Source organism: Helicobacter valdiviensis (genome assembly GCF_003245365.1).
Taxonomy (GTDB): Bacteria; Campylobacterota; Campylobacteria; order Campylobacterales; family Helicobacteraceae; genus Helicobacter_D; species Helicobacter_D valdiviensis.
In genome coordinates, this window is record NZ_NBIU01000002.1 from 68,930 (window position 1) to 85,186 (window position 16,257).

The window sequence follows — 16,257 nt, forward strand, 5'->3', positions numbered from 1 at the left end:
ATGAAAGAGAAACTAGCAGGAACAATTCTACTTTGTGCACTTGTGCCATTGATGGTGATAGGATATTTATTTATTGTCATTGTAGGGACTTTTGGCAAGGTTAGTCGCGTAAGGCAAGGGGTTAGAGCGCTAGATCATTTTGTAAATGCAACACTTTTTAATGGATATGCTTGGGAGTCTATTTCTTCACATGCTTGGAGAGAAAGAGATAAAAGATGGGCTAAAATTGTGATAAAAGTTACAAATTTTTTCCAAAAAGATCATTGCAAAAGAGCAAATTCAAGAGAGCAACCTATCATAGACTTAATGCTAAGAAAACGCCTTAATGATCAAACTATTGGCAAACAATTATAAAGGAAGATTATGCAAACTTATCTTTTTACAGGGGCGTGCGGGTATATAGGCTCACATACAGCTTATTGCTTTTTAAAAAATACAGATTGTAAGATTGTAATTTTAGATAATCTTAGCACAGGTTTTAGGGAAAATCTTAGCTTTTTACAAGAGAGTTTTAAAGGGCGAGTAGAGTTTATTTGTGGGGATTTTGGAGATATTGGAATTTTAGAGGAGCTTTTTAGCGCATTTAAAATAGACGCTATTGTGCATTTTGCTGGGAGTTTGATTGTAAGTGAATCGGTTGTTAAGCCTTTACTTTATTTTCATAATAACACAGCAAAAACGATTACTCTTTTAGAAATGGCGCAAAAATTTGGCATCAATAAAATGCTTTTTAGCTCCACCGCTGCAGTTTATGGAGAAGTTCAAGACGCAAAACCTATTAAAGAAAGTGCCATGCCTAATCCTATTAACCCCTATGGTGCCTCTAAACTTATGATTGAAGAGATTTTAAAAAGCTTAGAAGTGGCAAATAAGGACTTTAAAAGTGTGATTTTGCGTTATTTTAATGTAGCAGGTGCATTAAATGATTCTAAAAATCTTGGACAAAGATCGCTAAATGCTACACATTTAATTAAAGTGGCTTGTGAATGTGCTGTGGGTAAAAGGCAAGAAATGGGAATTTTTGGTGTAGATTATCCTACAAAAGATGGAACTTGCATAAGAGATTATATCCATATTGATGATTTAGCAAACGCACATTTAGAAAGCTTGAAAACACTAGAAAAAGAGGGGAAATCACAAATTTATAATGTGGGTTATGGTGTTGGCTTTAGTGTAAAAGAGGTTATTCAATGTGTTAAAGAAGTTAGTGGGGTGGATTTTGCGGTTAAAGAACAGCCAAGAAGGGCTGGAGATCCTGCGATTTTAATGAGTGATAATCAAAAGATTTTAACCCATACAAATTGGAAGCCAAAATATAATGATTTAAAGATTATTTGCAAGAGTGCTTATGAGTGGGAGAAGCAATTAAAGCATTAGGGTGAATGGTTATGCCTCTATGTTTAAAACATAATTGAAGGAAAATGCTATGGAAAGCATCAATAACTATGAAGATTGCAATCCTTTCTTTTATGGAGCGATTGTAATAAATGATTTTGTAATAGAAATGCAAAAAAGAAGAGTTAAGCTTAATTTTTCTTTGCAAACTGCACTCAATGAGCTAAAAATAAAAGATATTATAGATTAAAGAAAGTAGATTTATTACTTGGCGGTGTTTGAATCTGGTTAAGAGAACATATGGGAAGATTTTAAGAAATATCATAAATTATATTTAAGTATAAGGAACGCCTTTTGCTTACTCCTTTATAAATAAATCATAATAAAGGGGTTTAGCAATGGCAAGTGTATCTAATACTTATAACAGTTATGTTTTAAATGGGGCTTACACAAGCCTATATAAGACTTCTAATCCTAAAGTTTCTAATACTCAAGATGATGTTTTTATATCCTTGCAAGGCAATAATAAAGAGCAAACAAATTTAAGTGATAATGAGATTTTAGAAAAGATAAGGAATCAAACACATACCTATCAAGAGGCTTGGAGAAAAAGTTTAAATGTAAATGATATGGTGTGTTATACTAATGAAAGTGCTTTATATAGCGATGATACAGATATAAACTTCATAAACAATATAGATACCCAATTAAAACAAAATATGAATAAGAAAATTACCTTGCAAGAAGCAGAGGAAGCACAAGAGTTTTTAAATAAGCAAATGGATTCTATTATGCTAGAGCTTTATAAGAAAAATCCAAAGCTTATGGAAGACACTATGAAAAAAGAATATGACTTTTATACTAATGGCGGTTTTAGTGGAGATTATAAGCCTAGTGAAGAAATAGCTAATTTACAAACGGATAGAAAACTATCCTCAATTTTACTAGCCTATCAAGAAAGAGTAGAACAAGACAATATTGATAAGGATTTTAGTAACTTTATAAAAGGCTTTAAAGAAAACTTCAAAGAAGAAGAGATTGATGAAGAAACTTTAGCATATTTTAAAAAAAATATTGATTTTTATCTAAGAGCCAAACAAGATGCATCAGGTTATCACTTCTTTTCCTATGTTACCGATATGCTCTCTCCTTCTCAACAAGAACAAATTAGCAATGCCATCTCTAAAGTAATAACATTTTACTCACAAACGCAAACCTTAGAAGTTGATGGGGCTAAATTATCGTGGGAAAATCAACAAGCTAACAATAAAGCTTTGGATAAAAATTTAATGTATGGACTTCATAATTACTATGGTTTTGGACTTGATAATTTAAAGATAGAATACAAAGCAGATTTAAACAAACCCACCAACGAACTCTTAACTTCTCTAAGTTCTAATCTTAATAGCACACAAAACTTTTTTGATATGTTAGAACAAAGAGAAAAGCTAGAAAAAGAAAATCAAGAATTGCAAAATAAAAGAGGATTGAATTTAGTCAATAATCCTTATATAGAAACTAAAAGTGATGGTATTTTAAAAGAAGTGTTAAAGAGTAAAGATAAGGAGATAAAAGCATAGGGGCTATTTAAAGAAGCTCCTATTGGGGAATTCTAGTTTTTTAATAATAGGGGGTTTTCTATCTTTTCTTGCTATAAGGAGTGCGTATCCTCCTTTATTAAATCTATCCCAAACAGAATAAAATTCTTTTTTGGTGCTAATATATTCTCCAAAATTGGGATCTAGTATTTTAATAAAATCTCCCTCATAGTTAATAACTACTACAAAATGAGGAAATCTAGGGTCATCTTCAATTCTTACTAAAAGTGGGTAAGAGATTTTTTCTAAAATATCTCTTGAGAGCTGAAAACCTTTTGTTTCATATCCTAAAAATGTTGCTACTTCTTTTAATTCTTGAAAGCTAAGCATATCAGTTTTTTGTTGCAAAAGTTTTAAAATATCTTGTTCGCTAAATTGCTTAAATTCAAAGAAGTTTAGTAAATTTGCCAAAGATGAAGCCCCACAAGATTCTTCATAATTTTGTCTTACGACAAATTGATTGTGGATTTCTTGCAAAGATTTTACAGCAAAGCTATAACTAAATTCCATCATACACAATAAAACTAAAATACTTTTCTTCAAATTAACTTCCTAAACCATTAAAATTTCTCTTAAAAATATATCATATTTTATCAAATTTTATAAAATTGCACTTATTTTTACTAAATTCTATGTAAAAAAACTAAAAAATGATTAGTTTTGGAATGGCTTTTGCTATATATTACATTTTATATCTAAAAAAAGGAATTACAAATGGCAAAAAGGATTTTATTATCTTTATGTTTATTGTTGTCTATCAGTTATGCATCTGACCCTGTTACAATGGACTCACTTTTCAAAAAACAAATCGGCTTAAGGAGCATTACAAGCATTAGTTATTTAAGTAGTGGAAATGCCTATATTTATAATATGTATCCAACTCTTGTAGCACAGCCTGATACAAAAACTTGGACAGATACCAAACAAATCTCACTCAACCAAACTTTTATTTATACTCTTACACCCAAATTTGACTTATTAGTATCTGGAAGTGGTAGCTATAAACAAAATGAATATGTTGATAATTTTAGTTTCAAATATAGCTCACAAAGATCTGTAGATTTTGATTCTTTATGGATTGGTGGAATTTACACTGCCGATACTATAATGGATATGTTTGTGCCACAAATCACATTGCAAGCTGGGGTAATCCAACAAGAAGAACATTTTGATGAGGAAAAAAACTTTATGTTTAAATCCTATTCTGCACAATTTTCTTTAAGAAACTATTCTGACCCTGTAATTTCTTCTCTTTATATTGGAAGTGTTTATAATGCTGATAGGAAATTTGATTATGGAAAATTAGAATATGGCAATAGCTTTTATTTTGGCTTTGATATGTCTGTGATTTTAAGTCCTAAAATCTCTTTAGATGCAGGATTGGAACAAAGATATCAAACTGCTTCTAAATTTGAAAGCATAAAAACTTCCAATTCATATTCTATTCCCACATTCTCTTTAGGAGCAACTTATAGTCTTGATAGTGATACTTCTGTATCAATTTCTGGAACTGCTGGTGGTAGCTCTTCGGCTCCTGATAGTGTTTTTACTTTTAGTCTATGGAAAAAGTTTTAGATATTTTAAAGGAGGTTTTGTGTGATATTCTGACACAAAACACTTTAAAAATATTTTTACTCCTTTGTTAATGATTTGAAACTCCTCTTTTTTTTGGATATAATGTTGCGTTTTTTCTCAAAAAACTTTAAAAAATACAAAATACATTCTAAAGGTAAAGCATAATTTTAGTATTTTATTTTTATATTACAAAAAGGATTTAACATAACAATGAAAATATTATTAACTCTACTACTTAGTTTTACATTTTGTTTTGCAGAATTTGGACAAATCGCTTATGATAATAGAAGCGAAGAGGTTTTAAGCACTTTTGATATCGAGCCTAATTTTTTAAATAATCCCTATTTTATGGATGTTAAAAATTCTTTTTTTAAAGAGGATAAAAAAAATTATATTCTTAATAAATTTGAAAAAGGTTATGAATTTATTCCCACACTTAAAGAAATGTTTTTAAAAGAAGGTATTCCTCAGGAATTTTTATATCTTGCAATGATTGAATCAGAATTTTCTCCTCTTGCAAAATCCAGCAAAAAAGCTGTAGGAATATGGCAGTTTATCCCACAAACTGCTAAATCTATGGGCTTAGAGATTAATTCTCAAATTGATGAAAGAAGAGATCCTATTAAATCTACTCAAGCTGCCATTGCTTATTTAAAATATTTAAAAAATACTTTTGGTAAATGGTATCTTGCAGCTATCGCATATAATTGTGGTGATGGAAGATTAAGGCGTGCCATTAAAGAGGCGGGGAGTGATTCTTTAGCAGTTCTTTTGGATCCTGATGCCAAATATATCCCTTTAGAAAGCAGAATGTATATCCGAAAAATTCTTTCGGTTTCTCTTTTGTTTCACAATATAGATTTGTTAAAATCTAGCGATTATGATTATTTTTTAAACCGTGGGGCAAATTCACTTTTAGCTACCATTGAAGTACGCCCCTCAACTCCGCTTAGTCTTATTGCTTCACAAGCCAACTTAAGTTTAAAGGAATTAAAACATTACAATCCGCATTTTAAGCAAAATTCCACACCTCAAAAAGCAAGAATTTATAATGTATATTTACCTTACCATCTTCTAGCAAATTATAAAGAGGAAAATATCAAAAGAGGTAACAAAGTGCAAAATTTTCTTGTGCATAAGGTAAATAAAGGAGATACTATTTATTCTATTGCAAAACGCTATGGAATTTCTTCTAAAAAACTTGCTAATTTTAATGCAATTAAAAACTCAAATAGCCTTTCTATTAACCAAGAAATTATTATTCCCCTAGATGGAGGCAATGTATGAAAAAAATCTTATTATTTGTGAGTGTTCTTTTGTTTTTAGGAGGGTGTGGCTATAAAAGTAGCTCCTATAATCCTTCTTCCTATACTCCTTCAGCCACTAAAAACTATGGTACTATGAATAATAATGAACGCGTCCATAAAGCTACAATGCGTCCCTATCAGATTAATGGAAAATGGTATTATCCTACTTCTGTTGCACTAGGTGAGAGGAGCGAGGGAATTGCAAGTTGGTATGGCCCAAATTTTCATGGAAAGAAAACAAGCAATGGTGAAACTTATAGTATGTATGCTCACACAGCAGCACATAAAACTTTACCTATGAATACTATTGTGCGTGTAACTAGTAAGGAAAATGGTAAAAGCACTATTGTTAGGATTAACGATAGGGGGCCTTTTATTAGTGGCAGAGTGATTGATCTTTCAAATTCTGCTGCTAGGGATATTGATATGGTAGGAAAGGGAACTGCTAGAGTAAGCTTAGAAGTTATTGGGTTTAATGGGCAAATTTCTAATACTATTCCACTAAATACAACCACACTTGCTAATACAGAATATAAAGTGGCACACACACAAACAAGTGTAGAAATTACAAGTTTTATGGTGCAGATTGGAGCTTTTAGAAACAAAGAGGGTGCATATAGATTCCAAAAAAGTCATTCCCATTATGGCTATCAAGCATTGGTTAGAGAATATTCCTTAAACAATGCACCAATTTATCGTGTCATGCTGAGTGGATTTAAAAGTGAAGCAGAAGCTAGAGATTTCATAGCCTCTAAAAAATTAGTAGGCTCATTTATTATCACACAATAAGGATAGATTATGGCAACTCTCACAAGACAAACCAAAGAAACTAGCATTAAAGCAACTCTAGAAGTCTATGGAAAAGGGATAAGTAAAATCCAGACGGGCATTGGTTTTTTTGATCATATGTTGGGCTCTCTTGCAAAACACGCTTTGTGGAATTTAGAGCTAGAATGTAAAGGAGATTTACATATTGATCCTCATCATAGTGTTGAGGACTGCGGGATTGTTCTTGGATGCTTGCTTAAAGAGAATCTTTATCCCATTTCTTGTGTAGAACGCTTTGGAAATGCTTCTATTGTTATGGATGAAGCTTGTGTAGAATGTGATTTAGATCTTAGCAATCGTCCTTTTTTGGTTTATGAAATTCCCGCTTTAGAAGGAAAGCTTGGAAATTTTGATTGTGAGTTGGCAGAAGAATTTTTTAGAGCTTTAATCTTTAATGCAGGAATTTCTGCACACATTATTTTTAAAAGAGGTAAAAATCGTCATCACATTATTGAGGCAAGCTTTAAAGCGTTTGCTGTAGCTATGCGTAGAGCTTGTGTTATTAATAATGCCTTTAATATTCCCAGCACAAAGGGCGTATTGTGATCAAAATGATTGTATTAGATGTAGATGGAACTCTAACAGATGGTTCAATTACCTATAATGAAAAGGGGATTGAGAGTAAAACTTTTAATGTAAAAGATGGCTTAGGAATTGCAGGTTGGATAAAATTAGGCAAAAAAGTAGCTATTATTACAGGTAGAAAGTCTAAAATCTTAGAACTAAGAGCTAAAGAATTGGGTATTACCTATTTAAAGCAAGGTATTAGTAATAAAGCACTTGTATTAAAAGAAATCTTAGAAAAAGAAAATCTAAAATCAAATGAATTTGCTGTAATTGGAGATGATTTAAACGATCTTTGCATGTTAAAATTAACAAAATATTCTTTTGCGCCTAAAGATTGTGCTAAAATTTTACATAAAAAAGTCTATAAAGTTTTAAAATCAAAAGGCGGTAAAGGAGCAGTTAGAGAAATGATTGATTTTCTTATCCAAAAAGAAAATTTACAAGAGGAATTTTATGCACTCTTTTAAAACAAAATTCCAAAAAGGCTCTTTGGTTATTTATTTTTTTATTTTTTTATGCATTGCTTGTGTAGTAATGGCACTCATACTTAGCCAACAAAATCGCAAAATTGCAGATGCAGCCAAGCAAATTGAAAAATTTGAAATTTTTTCTTTTTTATACCAAAAAATTACTCCTTTTGGAGTAGAAGTTATAGCTAATGGCATCAAAGCCAAACAAAATAAAGAAGGACAAGAAGAATTGGAAGATTTTGTGGTTAAACATTATCTTTTTGATGAAAGAAAAATAGAAACTCTAACCTCTAGTTTTGCAATCCATAAAAATGATAATATTTATATGCCACAAGGTGCAACATATCAAAAAGATGCTTTAAATTTTTGGAGCGAAGTTGCAACTTATGAAATTAAAACCAAAAATTTATTAAGTCAAGGGGATTTTAAAATTATAGAAAAAAATTACCAATTTAATGGTAAAAATGCAGAATATAAAAATGGCAAAATTTATGCTAAAGATATTAAAGGAATCTTGCAGACAGGAAAAAAATTATGAAAAGATTTTTTCTTTTAACTTTTTTATGCTTAAGCCCGCTTTTATGCGATGAAATACAAGTGAGCGCACAAGAGCTTAGTGCAGATGAAACTAGCAAACTCACACATCTAAAAGGCGATGTTCGTATTAAACGCTTAGAAGATCGTCTCCATGCTGATGAGATGTTTATTTATTTTAATAAACAAAATCGTCCTGAAAAAATGGAAGCAAAAAATAATGTGCAATTTTGGCTTACTCTAAAAGATTCTCGCAAAATAGAAGGTAGTGCAGATACCCTTATTTATTTCCCTCAAAAAGAAGAATATCAACTTATAGGAAAGGCTTTTGTAAAAGAACCTGCTAAAAAAAATGAAGTGAGAGGAGATAAAATCATTATTGAACAAAAAAAGGGTGCTATTAATGTTTTAGGTGATACCAAAAAACCTGCTGTGTTAATTTTTGAATTAGAGAAAGAAAAATAATGCAAGAATATAAACTCTTAAATTCACAATTTATCACTTCAGCACAAAATATTTCACAATGTCCCCCACCTCTGCTTAGTGAAATTGCTTTTTTAGGCAGAAGCAATGTGGGTAAAAGCACAATCATCAATCTACTTTGTAACAATAAAAATCTAGCCAAAAGCTCCCAAACTCCAGGCAAAACACAACTTATTAACTTTTTTTTGACCCAATGGTGTAAAGAAGAAGAAAAACTCCAGCTTTATTTTGTGGATTTACCAGGATTTGGATATGCAAAAGTCTCTAAAACTCAAAAAGAATTATGGAATAAAAATCTTGTAGAATTTTTACAAAAACGCGATAGTATTAGACTTTTTATACATCTAGTAGATAGCAGACACCCTAATTTGGAAAATGATGTTAATCTTGTTTCCTTTGTGAATGGATTTTTAAGGGGTGATCAAAAAATCTTAAGAATTTTTACTAAAATTGATAAGCTAAATTCCTCTCAAAAGCAAAAATTAAAAAACTCTTTCCCACAAGCACTTTTTAGTGGCAATAAAGAAAATATTGCTCCTATTAGACAAAGAATTGTGCAAGAAGCTTTAGGAATTTATAAGGAGAATTGATGATTATTATACAGCCTACATTAGATTTGATACCCAAAATGCAAGAACTCTTAAAACCTGAAATTGAAAAGGGTGTGATTTTAGAGCGTTCTTCTGAAGTTATGGCAAATATGATTCGCTCTTATCATGTAGCTTTTGAAGAGGAAGAAAAGTTAAAAGAAAACTCCTTATTTTTGGAACAAAAATCCCTAGAGGATTTTAAAAATCCCATTATGCTAGGATTTTGTGCTTTGCATATTCATTCAAGCACATTAGCAGAAATTAGAAGTCTCATTGTCAATCCTCTCTATCAAAGAAAAGGAGTTGCAAGAAATCTTATACAAGATTGCATTAGTGAGGCAAATATTCTTAAAATCAAGGAGGTTTTAGTCTTGACTTACAAAAGAGAGCTTTTTTCTAAGCTTGGTTTTGTAGAAATCAGTAAAGAGAAAATCCCAAATCAAAAAATTTGGGCAGATTGTATTTTATGTAAGCACTTCCCTGTATGCGACGAAATAGCCCTCATCAAAAAAATTTAAGATTTATTTTCTTAATTATTGGCATTATTATTTACTTACCTTTAAGTGATATGTCTTATTATATGCCTCCTTTATTTGGTGTATTGTATGTATTATCACAAGATGCGTATGAGAAAGCCAATTATAATGCTTTTTATATTCTTGTTCCTATTTTGCTAATTTTTGAAACAACTAAAAATCTTCCTTTAGGAAGCACGCTTTTATTTTTAGCATTTTCTTTTGCACTCTTATTGCCAAAAGTGCGTAAATTCTTAGGGTTTAGTAAAATTCTTGTCCCTTTTTTCATTCTCTATAGCTATTTTGGATATTTCTTATTTTTAAAGCTTTTTGGCATAATTTTAGATGAAGAATTTTTAAAATTTAATTGGATATTTGCTTGGTATGTTTTGTGTGAGATTTTTCTTATTTGGATTTTTCTATGGATTTTATAGATGATTAATAGACAATTTTATCTTTTTATCTTTGTTTTTGTTGTTTTTTGGGGAATTCTGTTTTTTCGCATTTTCCATATTGGCATTATTTCACATGAAGACTATGAGAAGCAAGCTTTAAATAATACTTTAAGAACAGAACCTATTATTCCTTTTAGGGGTCAAATTTTAGATAGATATGGGCTTCCACTAGCTACAAATATGGTAAATTTCAATATAGCTCTTCCTCCACGCCTTTCTTTAAAAAGCAATTTACCTATTTTAGAAAAAGAAATTGATAAAATTTTAGAATTCTTTCCACAATATTCTAAGCAAGAATTGATAACAAAATATAAAAAAAATGATTCGCCTTATAGTCATGATCTTATTAATGTTATTGAATTTGTAGAACATGATTTTATCTTAAAGCACCACACACACATTTTGCAAAGTGAAAATATAAGAATAATTCCTACCGCTAAGCGTCTTTATCCTAATAATTCAAGTGCTTCCCATGTGATTGGTTATATTAATAAAGCTAATCAAAAGGATATAGAAAGAGAGCCTATAGCACAATACACAAAAATTATTGGCAAAGAAGGGCTAGAGCGACAATATGATAATTTTTTACAAGGAAAAATCGGAAGTCGCGTTATTAAAGTAACCGCCTTTAACAAAGAAATTGAAACCCTTTCTTATAAAGAAGCTAGTGATAACCAAGATTTAATTACAACGCTAGATATTAAAATCCAAAAGAAAATGGATGAAATTTTTACAGGCTATAATGGTGCTGCAATCATTATGGATGCTTCAAATGGTGAGATACTAGCAGCAGGTAGTTATCCTGAATATAATCTCAATCATTTTGTGGGTGGTATCTCTCATGATAATTGGAATACTTTGCTTAATAGTCCTTATAAGCCACTAATTAATAAGTTTATTAATGGGCTTTATCCTCCAGGCTCTGTTATAAAAATGGGAATGGGATTAGCTTTTTTAGAAAATAGCGATATTGATGAATTTAGCGAACTAAAAACACCGCCTTTTGTAGAAGTTGGAGGTAGAAAATTCCGTGATTGGAAAGAGGGAGGACATGGAAGTGCTGATCTTTTTAAAGCATTAAAGCGTAGTGTGGATGTGTATTTTTATCTTCTAGCTCAAAAGAGTGATTTTGAAAAAATCGCAAATGTGATTAAACAAATGGGGTTTGGGCAAAAAAGCGGTGTAGATTTAGCAAATGAATCTGTTGGAATTGTTCCTTCTCCTTCTTTAAAAAAATCAAAATATAAACAAGATTGGTATGTGGGAGATAGTATTGTGAGTTCTATTGGGCAAGGTTTATTTTTAGTTACTCCTATGCAAGTGGCAAACTATACTGCCCTTATTGCAACTGGGAAATTGCCTATTCCTCATTTTGTAAAAGCTGTTGGCGATGAAGAAATACAAAGGGAAAGCAAAGATGTTTTAAATGATTTTCAAAAAAGTAAATTAAAAGTTTTAAGAGAAGGTATGTATCAGGTATGCAGTGAAGTGGGAGGAACTGCATTTTATGCCACAAGAGAATCTAAAGCACTTTTGGCTTGTAAAACCGGAACAGCACAAGTAGTAGGCATCTCGCAAACCGATAAAGAGCGTATCAAAGAAAAAGATATGGAATATTTTCATCGCTCACAAGCTTGGATTACAGGTTTTTTGCCTGCAGATAATCCACGCTATGTAATTACTATTATGGTAGAGCATGGTGGAAGCGGTTCTGGCACAGCAGGACCTATTTTAGCTAAACTTGCAAATACTCTTGTAGATTTTGGCTATGTTGCACCCAAAAAATCTAAAAAGGAGCAATAATGGATATAGGCTTTCTCCCACCTCTTTTAGAAAACAAAAAAGTGATTTTAGGCGTTAGCGGAAGTGTATCTATCTATAAATCCTTAGAGATTTTAAGAGGCTTGCAGAAGTTAGGTGCTAGTGTGCGTGTGGTTATGAGTAATGAGGCACAAAAGTTTATCCAACCCTTGCTTTTTGAAGCACTAAGCCACCATCAAGTTTTACATAAAAGTAGCCAATCTTGGAGTCAAAATCCTTGTAATCATATAGAGTTAGCTACCTTTGGGGATGTTTTTTTGATTGCTCCTGCAAGTGCAAATACAATCAATAAATTGGCAAATGGAATTGCTGATAATCCTCTTTTGGAAACTTTTTTAGCTTATGAGGGTATTAGGCTTATTGCCCCTTCTGCAAACACTAAAATGCTAGAAAACAAAATCACTCAAGATTCTTTAAAAAAGCTTGAAAATCTGGGAATTTGTATAATTCCCCCTCTTTGCAAAGAGCTTGCTTGCAAAACCATAGGCAATGGTGCATTAGCAGAGCCTTTAGAGATTATCTATAAACTTTTAAGAGAATGTTTTAAACAAGATTTTTGGAAACAAAAAGAAGTATGTATTAGTGGTGGAGGAAGTATTGAAGATTTAGATAGTGTGCGTTATCTTTCAAACCATTCAAGTGGTAAGATGGCTCAATATCTAAGTATTGCCTCCTATCTATTGGGAGCCAAAACCACATATATAGGCTCTAAATTTCCTTTTATTTTGCCTCAAGAAATCAAAAAAACTCCTGTAAAAAGCACACAAGACTTTCTAAAAGAACTAAATATTTGGCAAGAAACCTCCAAAAACCACCTTTTGATTATGGCAGCAGCCATTAGCGATTATTTGCCAAAATACACACATTCTAAAAAACTAAAGAAAGAAGATTTAGGTGAAAACTGGAACTTAGAACTTATAAAAAATCTAGATATTCTAAGCACAATTCAAAAAGAAAACCAAACTACAATAGGCTTTAAGCTTGAAAGTAGTAAGGGATTAGAATCTGCAAAAAAAGCCTTAAAAAATAAAAATCTTGATGCAATTTGTCTTAATATGATTGATGAAAACTTTAGTCCTTTTAATGCAGAAAATAATGATATTACTTTTCTTAGCAATGATACTTGTGAAAATCTAGGCAAAGGGCATAAGTTAGATTTAGCCTTTAAAATCTTAAATAAGGCAAAAAGCTTATGATTAAACAAATGGCACAAGTAGCAAACCTCCATAATAAGCTACAAGCCTCCAATAATCCTACGCAATTTAATGCTACCCTCCCTATTAAGCTTGAAGTGTTAGAAAAATATCAAGGTATCCGTTATATGATAAAAGTAGGAAATGTGGCTATGGAAACTAAAAGCGTTAAAGAGCTTGAAGTGGGAAAAAATTATTGGGCACTTATGGGGAAATCTAATGGTTCTATTACGCTATCTAACCTCATAAAACAGCCCAATTTACTTAAAGAAACCAATACACCCTTAAAATTAAATCCCGAACTTTTAGAGAAATTTTTACAAGATGGAGCAAATCCTTTTGAGGCAATGAAGCAATTTGTGGGTGAAAGAATGGCAAGTGCTGAATCTAAATGGGAATTTGCCTTTCTTAGCCATATGCTAATGTCCCTAAAACATAAAGTTTTAACGCTTCCGCTCCATTATGATGATGAAAAAAAAGATGGTTTTTTACAGCTTAAAAAAAGAAAAGTTCAAGAATTGGAGGTTTTAGAATTTTATTCTGTGTTTGCAAATCTTGGTGCTACCTCTGGAATTTTAAGAAATTCTAATGAAGGTGTGAAGCTTGATATTAGTGTTATGTATGAGAGTGTAGCAAGGTTACTTAAAAACAATTTAGATGAACTTGCTTTCATTCAAAAAGTTAATATTAATGTAGATTCTTCTATTGCTCCACTTTATGATTTTAGTGATCAACTTTTGGATTTAGAGGGTTAAATGCTTCATTTAGCAATTATTATGGATGGCAATGGTAGATGGGCAACTCTAAAAAATAAACCACGCCATTATGGACATAAAGAAGGTGCTAAAAAAATTAGAGAAATTACACAAAGTTGTCTAAAACTAGGGGTTAATCATCTCACTCTTTATGCTTTTTCTACAGAAAATTGGAAACGCCCTAAAAGTGAGGTGGATTTTTTAATGAAGCTTTTAGAGCAATATTTAAAATCTGAAAAAAACACTTACAAAAATAATGGTATTGCTTTTAAGGGTATTGGAGATTTGAGTATTTTTTCTCCAAAACTTCAAAAACTTATTCAGGATTTAGAAGAGGAAACTAAAGATGGGGCTAAGCTTACACAATATCTTGCATTAAATTATGGCGCAAAGGATGAAATTATTCGCACATTTAAAAAGCTAAGTGCTAGTGCAATTTCTTTTAATGAAGAGAATATCAAAAAACATCTTGATAATCCACAAGATGTGGATATTCTAATAAGAACAGGAGGAGATTGCCGTCTTTCTAATTTTCTTTTATGGCAATGTGCTTATGCAGAACTCTTTTTTACCAAAACACTTTGGCCAGATTTTAATAAAGAAGAACTAGAACAAATTATTCAGGAATTTCACAACAGAGAAAGGAGGTTTGGGGGGTTAAAATAATTTCTTTAAATAATATTAAAATATTGCTAATTTATAATTCCCAATATATTTTAGTATCTAAAAATAAAGGAATAAGTGCATTGTTGGTCTTATTTTTAAGTTCTTAAAATAGCAATAAACTAAATAATTAAATTTAAAAGCAAGTATAATACAAGAACAGCCAGTATTAAAGAGATAAATTTTATAGAAATTTTTTTATATTTGCTTTTGGCTATTGGATAGAAGCTTGGTTTTTATTATATTTCAATTTTTTAAATTGGATTAAATATTTAGGAAATTTAAATAGCCCCTATGCCCTTATCTCCTTATCTTTACTCTTTAACACTTCTTTTAAGATACCATCACTTTTAGTCTCTATATAAGGATTATTGACTAAATTCAATCCTCTTTTATTTTGCAATTCTTGATTTTCTTTTTCTAGCTTTTCTCTTTGCTCTAACATATCAAAAAAGCTTTGTGTGCTATCAAAGTTAGAATACTTAGCATTTAGAGGTAACAATAAATCATCATTATTTGTTCCATATTCTATTTTTACATCAATACAAGCTACATCCATTGTAACATTAGAACCCCAACCATAAACACTATTTGGGTCTTTACTTTCTGGCTCCCAAGAAACTTTAGTTCCATTAAGCTCTATGCTATTAGCTCCTGAATAAAAAGATAATACATCAACAATAGCATCTGTAATCTTTTCTTGTTCTTCTTTTGAAAGCATATCAGTAACTTGTGAGAAGAAAGCATAACCACTCATTTCCATTTTTTGGTATCTATATATGCCAACACCTTGTCTTAATTCTAAAATTAACTCTTCATCAATATTTTCACCTTGAAAATTTTCTCGCATTTTTGCTAAAAATTTTTCAAAACTTTTATCAAGTTCTTCTCCCTCTGTTCTAATTCCATAATCTATTAATAATCTCTCTATTCTTTCATCAGATTGCAAATTGGCTATTTCTTTACTAGGCTTATAATCTCCACTAAAACCACCATTAGTATAAAAGTCATATTCTTTTTTCATAGTGTCTTCCATAAGCTTTGGATTTTTCTTATAAAGCTCTAGCATAATAGAATCCATTTGCTTATTTAAAAACTCTTGTGCTTCCTCTGCTTCTTTTAGGGTAACCTTTTTAGTAGCTTTTTCTTGCAATTTAGTATCTATTTTATTGATAAAGCTTTTATCTTGAAGAAAAAAACTGCCTGATGAAATAATAGTTTCTACATTAGGGTATTTTTTTCTATAATCCTTATCTATTTTTTCAATCACACCATTTATTAAGATATCTTTATCATTAACATTATAAAAAATAGAGGTTCTCCAAGCTTGTTGAGTAATGCGTGTTTGATTCCTTATCTTTTCTAAAATCTCATTATCACTTAAATTTGTTTGCTCTTTATTATTGCCTTGCAAGGATATAAAAACATCATCTTGAGTATTAGAAGTTTTAGGATTAGAAGTCTTATATAGGCTTGTGTAAGCCCCATTTAAAACATAACTGTTATAAGCATTAGATACACTTGCCATTGCTAAACCCCTTTATTATGATTTATTTATAAAGGAGTAA

Annotated in this window: 20 protein-coding genes; 18 read left to right on the forward strand and 2 right to left on the reverse strand. The window is 30.9% G+C overall.

Features of this window, described 5'->3' with window-relative positions:
- The 4 genes from B6S12_RS01130 to B6S12_RS01140 all read left to right on the forward strand — a co-directional run bounded on the left by B6S12_RS01130 (window position 1) and on the right by B6S12_RS01140 (window position 2,915).
- Window positions 1–354 carry a hypothetical protein gene (locus B6S12_RS01130; RefSeq protein ID WP_111228984.1) on the forward strand — a complete coding sequence of 118 codons (354 nt, stop codon included), beginning with the start codon at window positions 1–3 and terminating at the stop codon, window positions 352–354.
- A 9-nt stretch (window positions 355–363) separates the two neighbouring features.
- Complete coding sequence (galE, locus tag B6S12_RS01135; RefSeq protein ID WP_111228985.1) at window positions 364–1,377, forward strand: UDP-glucose 4-epimerase GalE; 1,014 nt, start codon at window positions 364–366, stop codon at window positions 1,375–1,377.
- Between the two features lie 49 nt (window positions 1,378–1,426).
- A complete protein-coding gene (locus tag B6S12_RS10990; RefSeq protein ID WP_181450913.1) occupies window positions 1,427–1,585 on the forward strand; it encodes a hypothetical protein in 159 nt (52 codons plus the stop codon).
- A gap of 148 nt (window positions 1,586–1,733) precedes the next feature.
- On the forward strand, window positions 1,734–2,915 hold the full coding sequence (locus B6S12_RS01140) for a hypothetical protein (protein WP_111228986.1): 1,182 nt from the start codon (window positions 1,734–1,736) through the stop codon (window positions 2,913–2,915).
- Between the two features lie 3 nt (window positions 2,916–2,918).
- Here B6S12_RS01140 and B6S12_RS01145 read toward each other — a convergent pair whose 3' ends face one another.
- The gene (locus tag B6S12_RS01145) at window positions 2,919–3,476 is read right to left on the reverse strand and encodes a C39 family peptidase (protein ID WP_111228987.1); all 558 of its coding nucleotides are present in this window, start codon (window positions 3,474–3,476) and stop codon (window positions 2,919–2,921) included.
- Window positions 3,477–3,647: 171 nt separating this feature from the next.
- Between B6S12_RS01145 and B6S12_RS01150 the strand changes: the two genes are divergently transcribed.
- From B6S12_RS01150 to B6S12_RS01215, 14 genes are all read left to right on the forward strand, one after another.
- Window positions 3,648–4,508, forward strand: coding sequence for a hypothetical protein (locus tag B6S12_RS01150; RefSeq protein WP_111228988.1), 861 nt, complete (start codon window positions 3,648–3,650; stop codon window positions 4,506–4,508).
- A 210-nt stretch (window positions 4,509–4,718) separates the two neighbouring features.
- Complete coding sequence (locus tag B6S12_RS01155) at window positions 4,719–5,795, forward strand: lytic transglycosylase domain-containing protein (RefSeq protein WP_111228989.1); 1,077 nt, start codon at window positions 4,719–4,721, stop codon at window positions 5,793–5,795.
- Window positions 5,792–6,604, forward strand: a complete 813-nt coding sequence (locus B6S12_RS01160) for a septal ring lytic transglycosylase RlpA family protein (protein ID WP_111228990.1) — start codon at window positions 5,792–5,794, stop codon at window positions 6,602–6,604. Before B6S12_RS01155 ends, B6S12_RS01160 begins: the two co-directional genes overlap by 4 nt.
- A gap of 9 nt (window positions 6,605–6,613) precedes the next feature.
- Complete coding sequence (gene hisB, locus B6S12_RS01165) at window positions 6,614–7,189, forward strand: imidazoleglycerol-phosphate dehydratase HisB (RefSeq protein ID WP_111228991.1); 576 nt, start codon at window positions 6,614–6,616, stop codon at window positions 7,187–7,189.
- Complete coding sequence (locus B6S12_RS01170; RefSeq protein ID WP_111228992.1) at window positions 7,186–7,677, forward strand: KdsC family phosphatase; 492 nt, start codon at window positions 7,186–7,188, stop codon at window positions 7,675–7,677. The genes hisB and B6S12_RS01170 overlap by 4 nt, the downstream gene beginning before the upstream one ends.
- Window positions 7,664–8,218: a hypothetical protein gene (locus B6S12_RS01175; protein ID WP_111228993.1), complete on the forward strand. Its 555-nt coding sequence runs from the start codon at window positions 7,664–7,666 to the stop codon at window positions 8,216–8,218. Before B6S12_RS01170 ends, B6S12_RS01175 begins: the two co-directional genes overlap by 14 nt.
- Window positions 8,215–8,679, forward strand: a complete 465-nt coding sequence (gene lptA, locus B6S12_RS01180) for a lipopolysaccharide transport periplasmic protein LptA (protein WP_111228994.1) — start codon at window positions 8,215–8,217, stop codon at window positions 8,677–8,679. Before B6S12_RS01175 ends, lptA begins: the two co-directional genes overlap by 4 nt.
- Window positions 8,679–9,287 carry a ribosome biogenesis GTP-binding protein YihA/YsxC gene (yihA, locus tag B6S12_RS01185; protein ID WP_111228995.1) on the forward strand — a complete coding sequence of 203 codons (609 nt, stop codon included), beginning with the start codon at window positions 8,679–8,681 and terminating at the stop codon, window positions 9,285–9,287. The genes lptA and yihA overlap by 1 nt, the downstream gene beginning before the upstream one ends.
- Window positions 9,287–9,805, forward strand: coding sequence for an N-acetyltransferase (locus tag B6S12_RS01190; RefSeq protein ID WP_111228996.1), 519 nt, complete (start codon window positions 9,287–9,289; stop codon window positions 9,803–9,805). The genes yihA and B6S12_RS01190 overlap by 1 nt, the downstream gene beginning before the upstream one ends.
- Window positions 9,772–10,236 (forward strand): hypothetical protein, encoded by a 465-nt coding sequence (locus B6S12_RS01195; RefSeq protein WP_111228997.1) that lies wholly within the window; start codon window positions 9,772–9,774, stop codon window positions 10,234–10,236. Before B6S12_RS01190 ends, B6S12_RS01195 begins: the two co-directional genes overlap by 34 nt.
- Complete coding sequence (gene mrdA, locus B6S12_RS01200) at window positions 10,237–12,060, forward strand: penicillin-binding protein 2 (protein WP_181450914.1); 1,824 nt, start codon at window positions 10,237–10,239, stop codon at window positions 12,058–12,060.
- Complete coding sequence (coaBC, locus tag B6S12_RS01205) at window positions 12,060–13,274, forward strand: bifunctional phosphopantothenoylcysteine decarboxylase/phosphopantothenate--cysteine ligase CoaBC (protein ID WP_111228998.1); 1,215 nt, start codon at window positions 12,060–12,062, stop codon at window positions 13,272–13,274. Before mrdA ends, coaBC begins: the two co-directional genes overlap by 1 nt.
- Window positions 13,271–14,026, forward strand: coding sequence for a hypothetical protein (locus tag B6S12_RS01210; protein WP_111228999.1), 756 nt, complete (start codon window positions 13,271–13,273; stop codon window positions 14,024–14,026). The genes coaBC and B6S12_RS01210 overlap by 4 nt, the downstream gene beginning before the upstream one ends.
- Complete coding sequence (locus tag B6S12_RS01215) at window positions 14,027–14,692, forward strand: di-trans,poly-cis-decaprenylcistransferase (RefSeq protein WP_111229000.1); 666 nt, start codon at window positions 14,027–14,029, stop codon at window positions 14,690–14,692. It begins immediately after the preceding gene.
- Window positions 14,693–14,981: 289 nt separating this feature from the next.
- Here B6S12_RS01215 and B6S12_RS01220 read toward each other — a convergent pair whose 3' ends face one another.
- Entirely contained in the window at window positions 14,982–16,217 is a 1,236-nt protein-coding gene (locus B6S12_RS01220) for a hypothetical protein (protein WP_111229001.1), read from the reverse strand.
- Window positions 16,218–16,257: the final 40 nt, after the last annotated feature.

What these genes read in the sequence shown, in the direction of transcription:
- B6S12_RS01130 (WP_111228984.1), top strand. Translation starts at nt 1, where the DNA reads ATGAAAGAGAAACTAGCAGGAACAATTCTACTTTGTGCACTTGTGCCA.
- galE (WP_111228985.1), top strand. Translation starts at nt 364, where the DNA reads ATGCAAACTTATCTTTTTACAGGGGCGTGCGGGTATATAGGCTCACAT.
- B6S12_RS10990 (WP_181450913.1), top strand. Translation starts at nt 1,427, where the DNA reads ATGGAAAGCATCAATAACTATGAAGATTGCAATCCTTTCTTTTATGGA.
- B6S12_RS01140 (WP_111228986.1), top strand. Translation starts at nt 1,734, where the DNA reads ATGGCAAGTGTATCTAATACTTATAACAGTTATGTTTTAAATGGGGCT.
- B6S12_RS01150 (WP_111228988.1), top strand. Translation starts at nt 3,648, where the DNA reads ATGGCAAAAAGGATTTTATTATCTTTATGTTTATTGTTGTCTATCAGT.
- B6S12_RS01155 (WP_111228989.1), top strand. Translation starts at nt 4,719, where the DNA reads ATGAAAATATTATTAACTCTACTACTTAGTTTTACATTTTGTTTTGCA.
- B6S12_RS01160 (WP_111228990.1), top strand. Translation starts at nt 5,792, where the DNA reads ATGAAAAAAATCTTATTATTTGTGAGTGTTCTTTTGTTTTTAGGAGGG.
- hisB (WP_111228991.1), top strand. Translation starts at nt 6,614, where the DNA reads ATGGCAACTCTCACAAGACAAACCAAAGAAACTAGCATTAAAGCAACT.
- B6S12_RS01175 (WP_111228993.1), top strand. Translation starts at nt 7,664, where the DNA reads ATGCACTCTTTTAAAACAAAATTCCAAAAAGGCTCTTTGGTTATTTAT.
- lptA (WP_111228994.1), top strand. Translation starts at nt 8,215, where the DNA reads ATGAAAAGATTTTTTCTTTTAACTTTTTTATGCTTAAGCCCGCTTTTA.
- yihA (WP_111228995.1), top strand. Translation starts at nt 8,679, where the DNA reads ATGCAAGAATATAAACTCTTAAATTCACAATTTATCACTTCAGCACAA.
- B6S12_RS01190 (WP_111228996.1), top strand. Translation starts at nt 9,287, where the DNA reads ATGATTATTATACAGCCTACATTAGATTTGATACCCAAAATGCAAGAA.
- B6S12_RS01195 (WP_111228997.1), top strand. Translation starts at nt 9,772, where the DNA reads ATGCGACGAAATAGCCCTCATCAAAAAAATTTAAGATTTATTTTCTTA.
- mrdA (WP_181450914.1), top strand. Translation starts at nt 10,237, where the DNA reads ATGATTAATAGACAATTTTATCTTTTTATCTTTGTTTTTGTTGTTTTT.
- coaBC (WP_111228998.1), top strand. Translation starts at nt 12,060, where the DNA reads ATGGATATAGGCTTTCTCCCACCTCTTTTAGAAAACAAAAAAGTGATT.
- B6S12_RS01210 (WP_111228999.1), top strand. Translation starts at nt 13,271, where the DNA reads ATGATTAAACAAATGGCACAAGTAGCAAACCTCCATAATAAGCTACAA.
- B6S12_RS01215 (WP_111229000.1), top strand. Translation starts at nt 14,027, where the DNA reads ATGCTTCATTTAGCAATTATTATGGATGGCAATGGTAGATGGGCAACT.
- B6S12_RS01220 (WP_111229001.1), bottom strand. Translation starts at nt 16,217, where the DNA reads ATGGCAAGTGTATCTAATGCTTATAACAGTTATGTTTTAAATGGGGCT.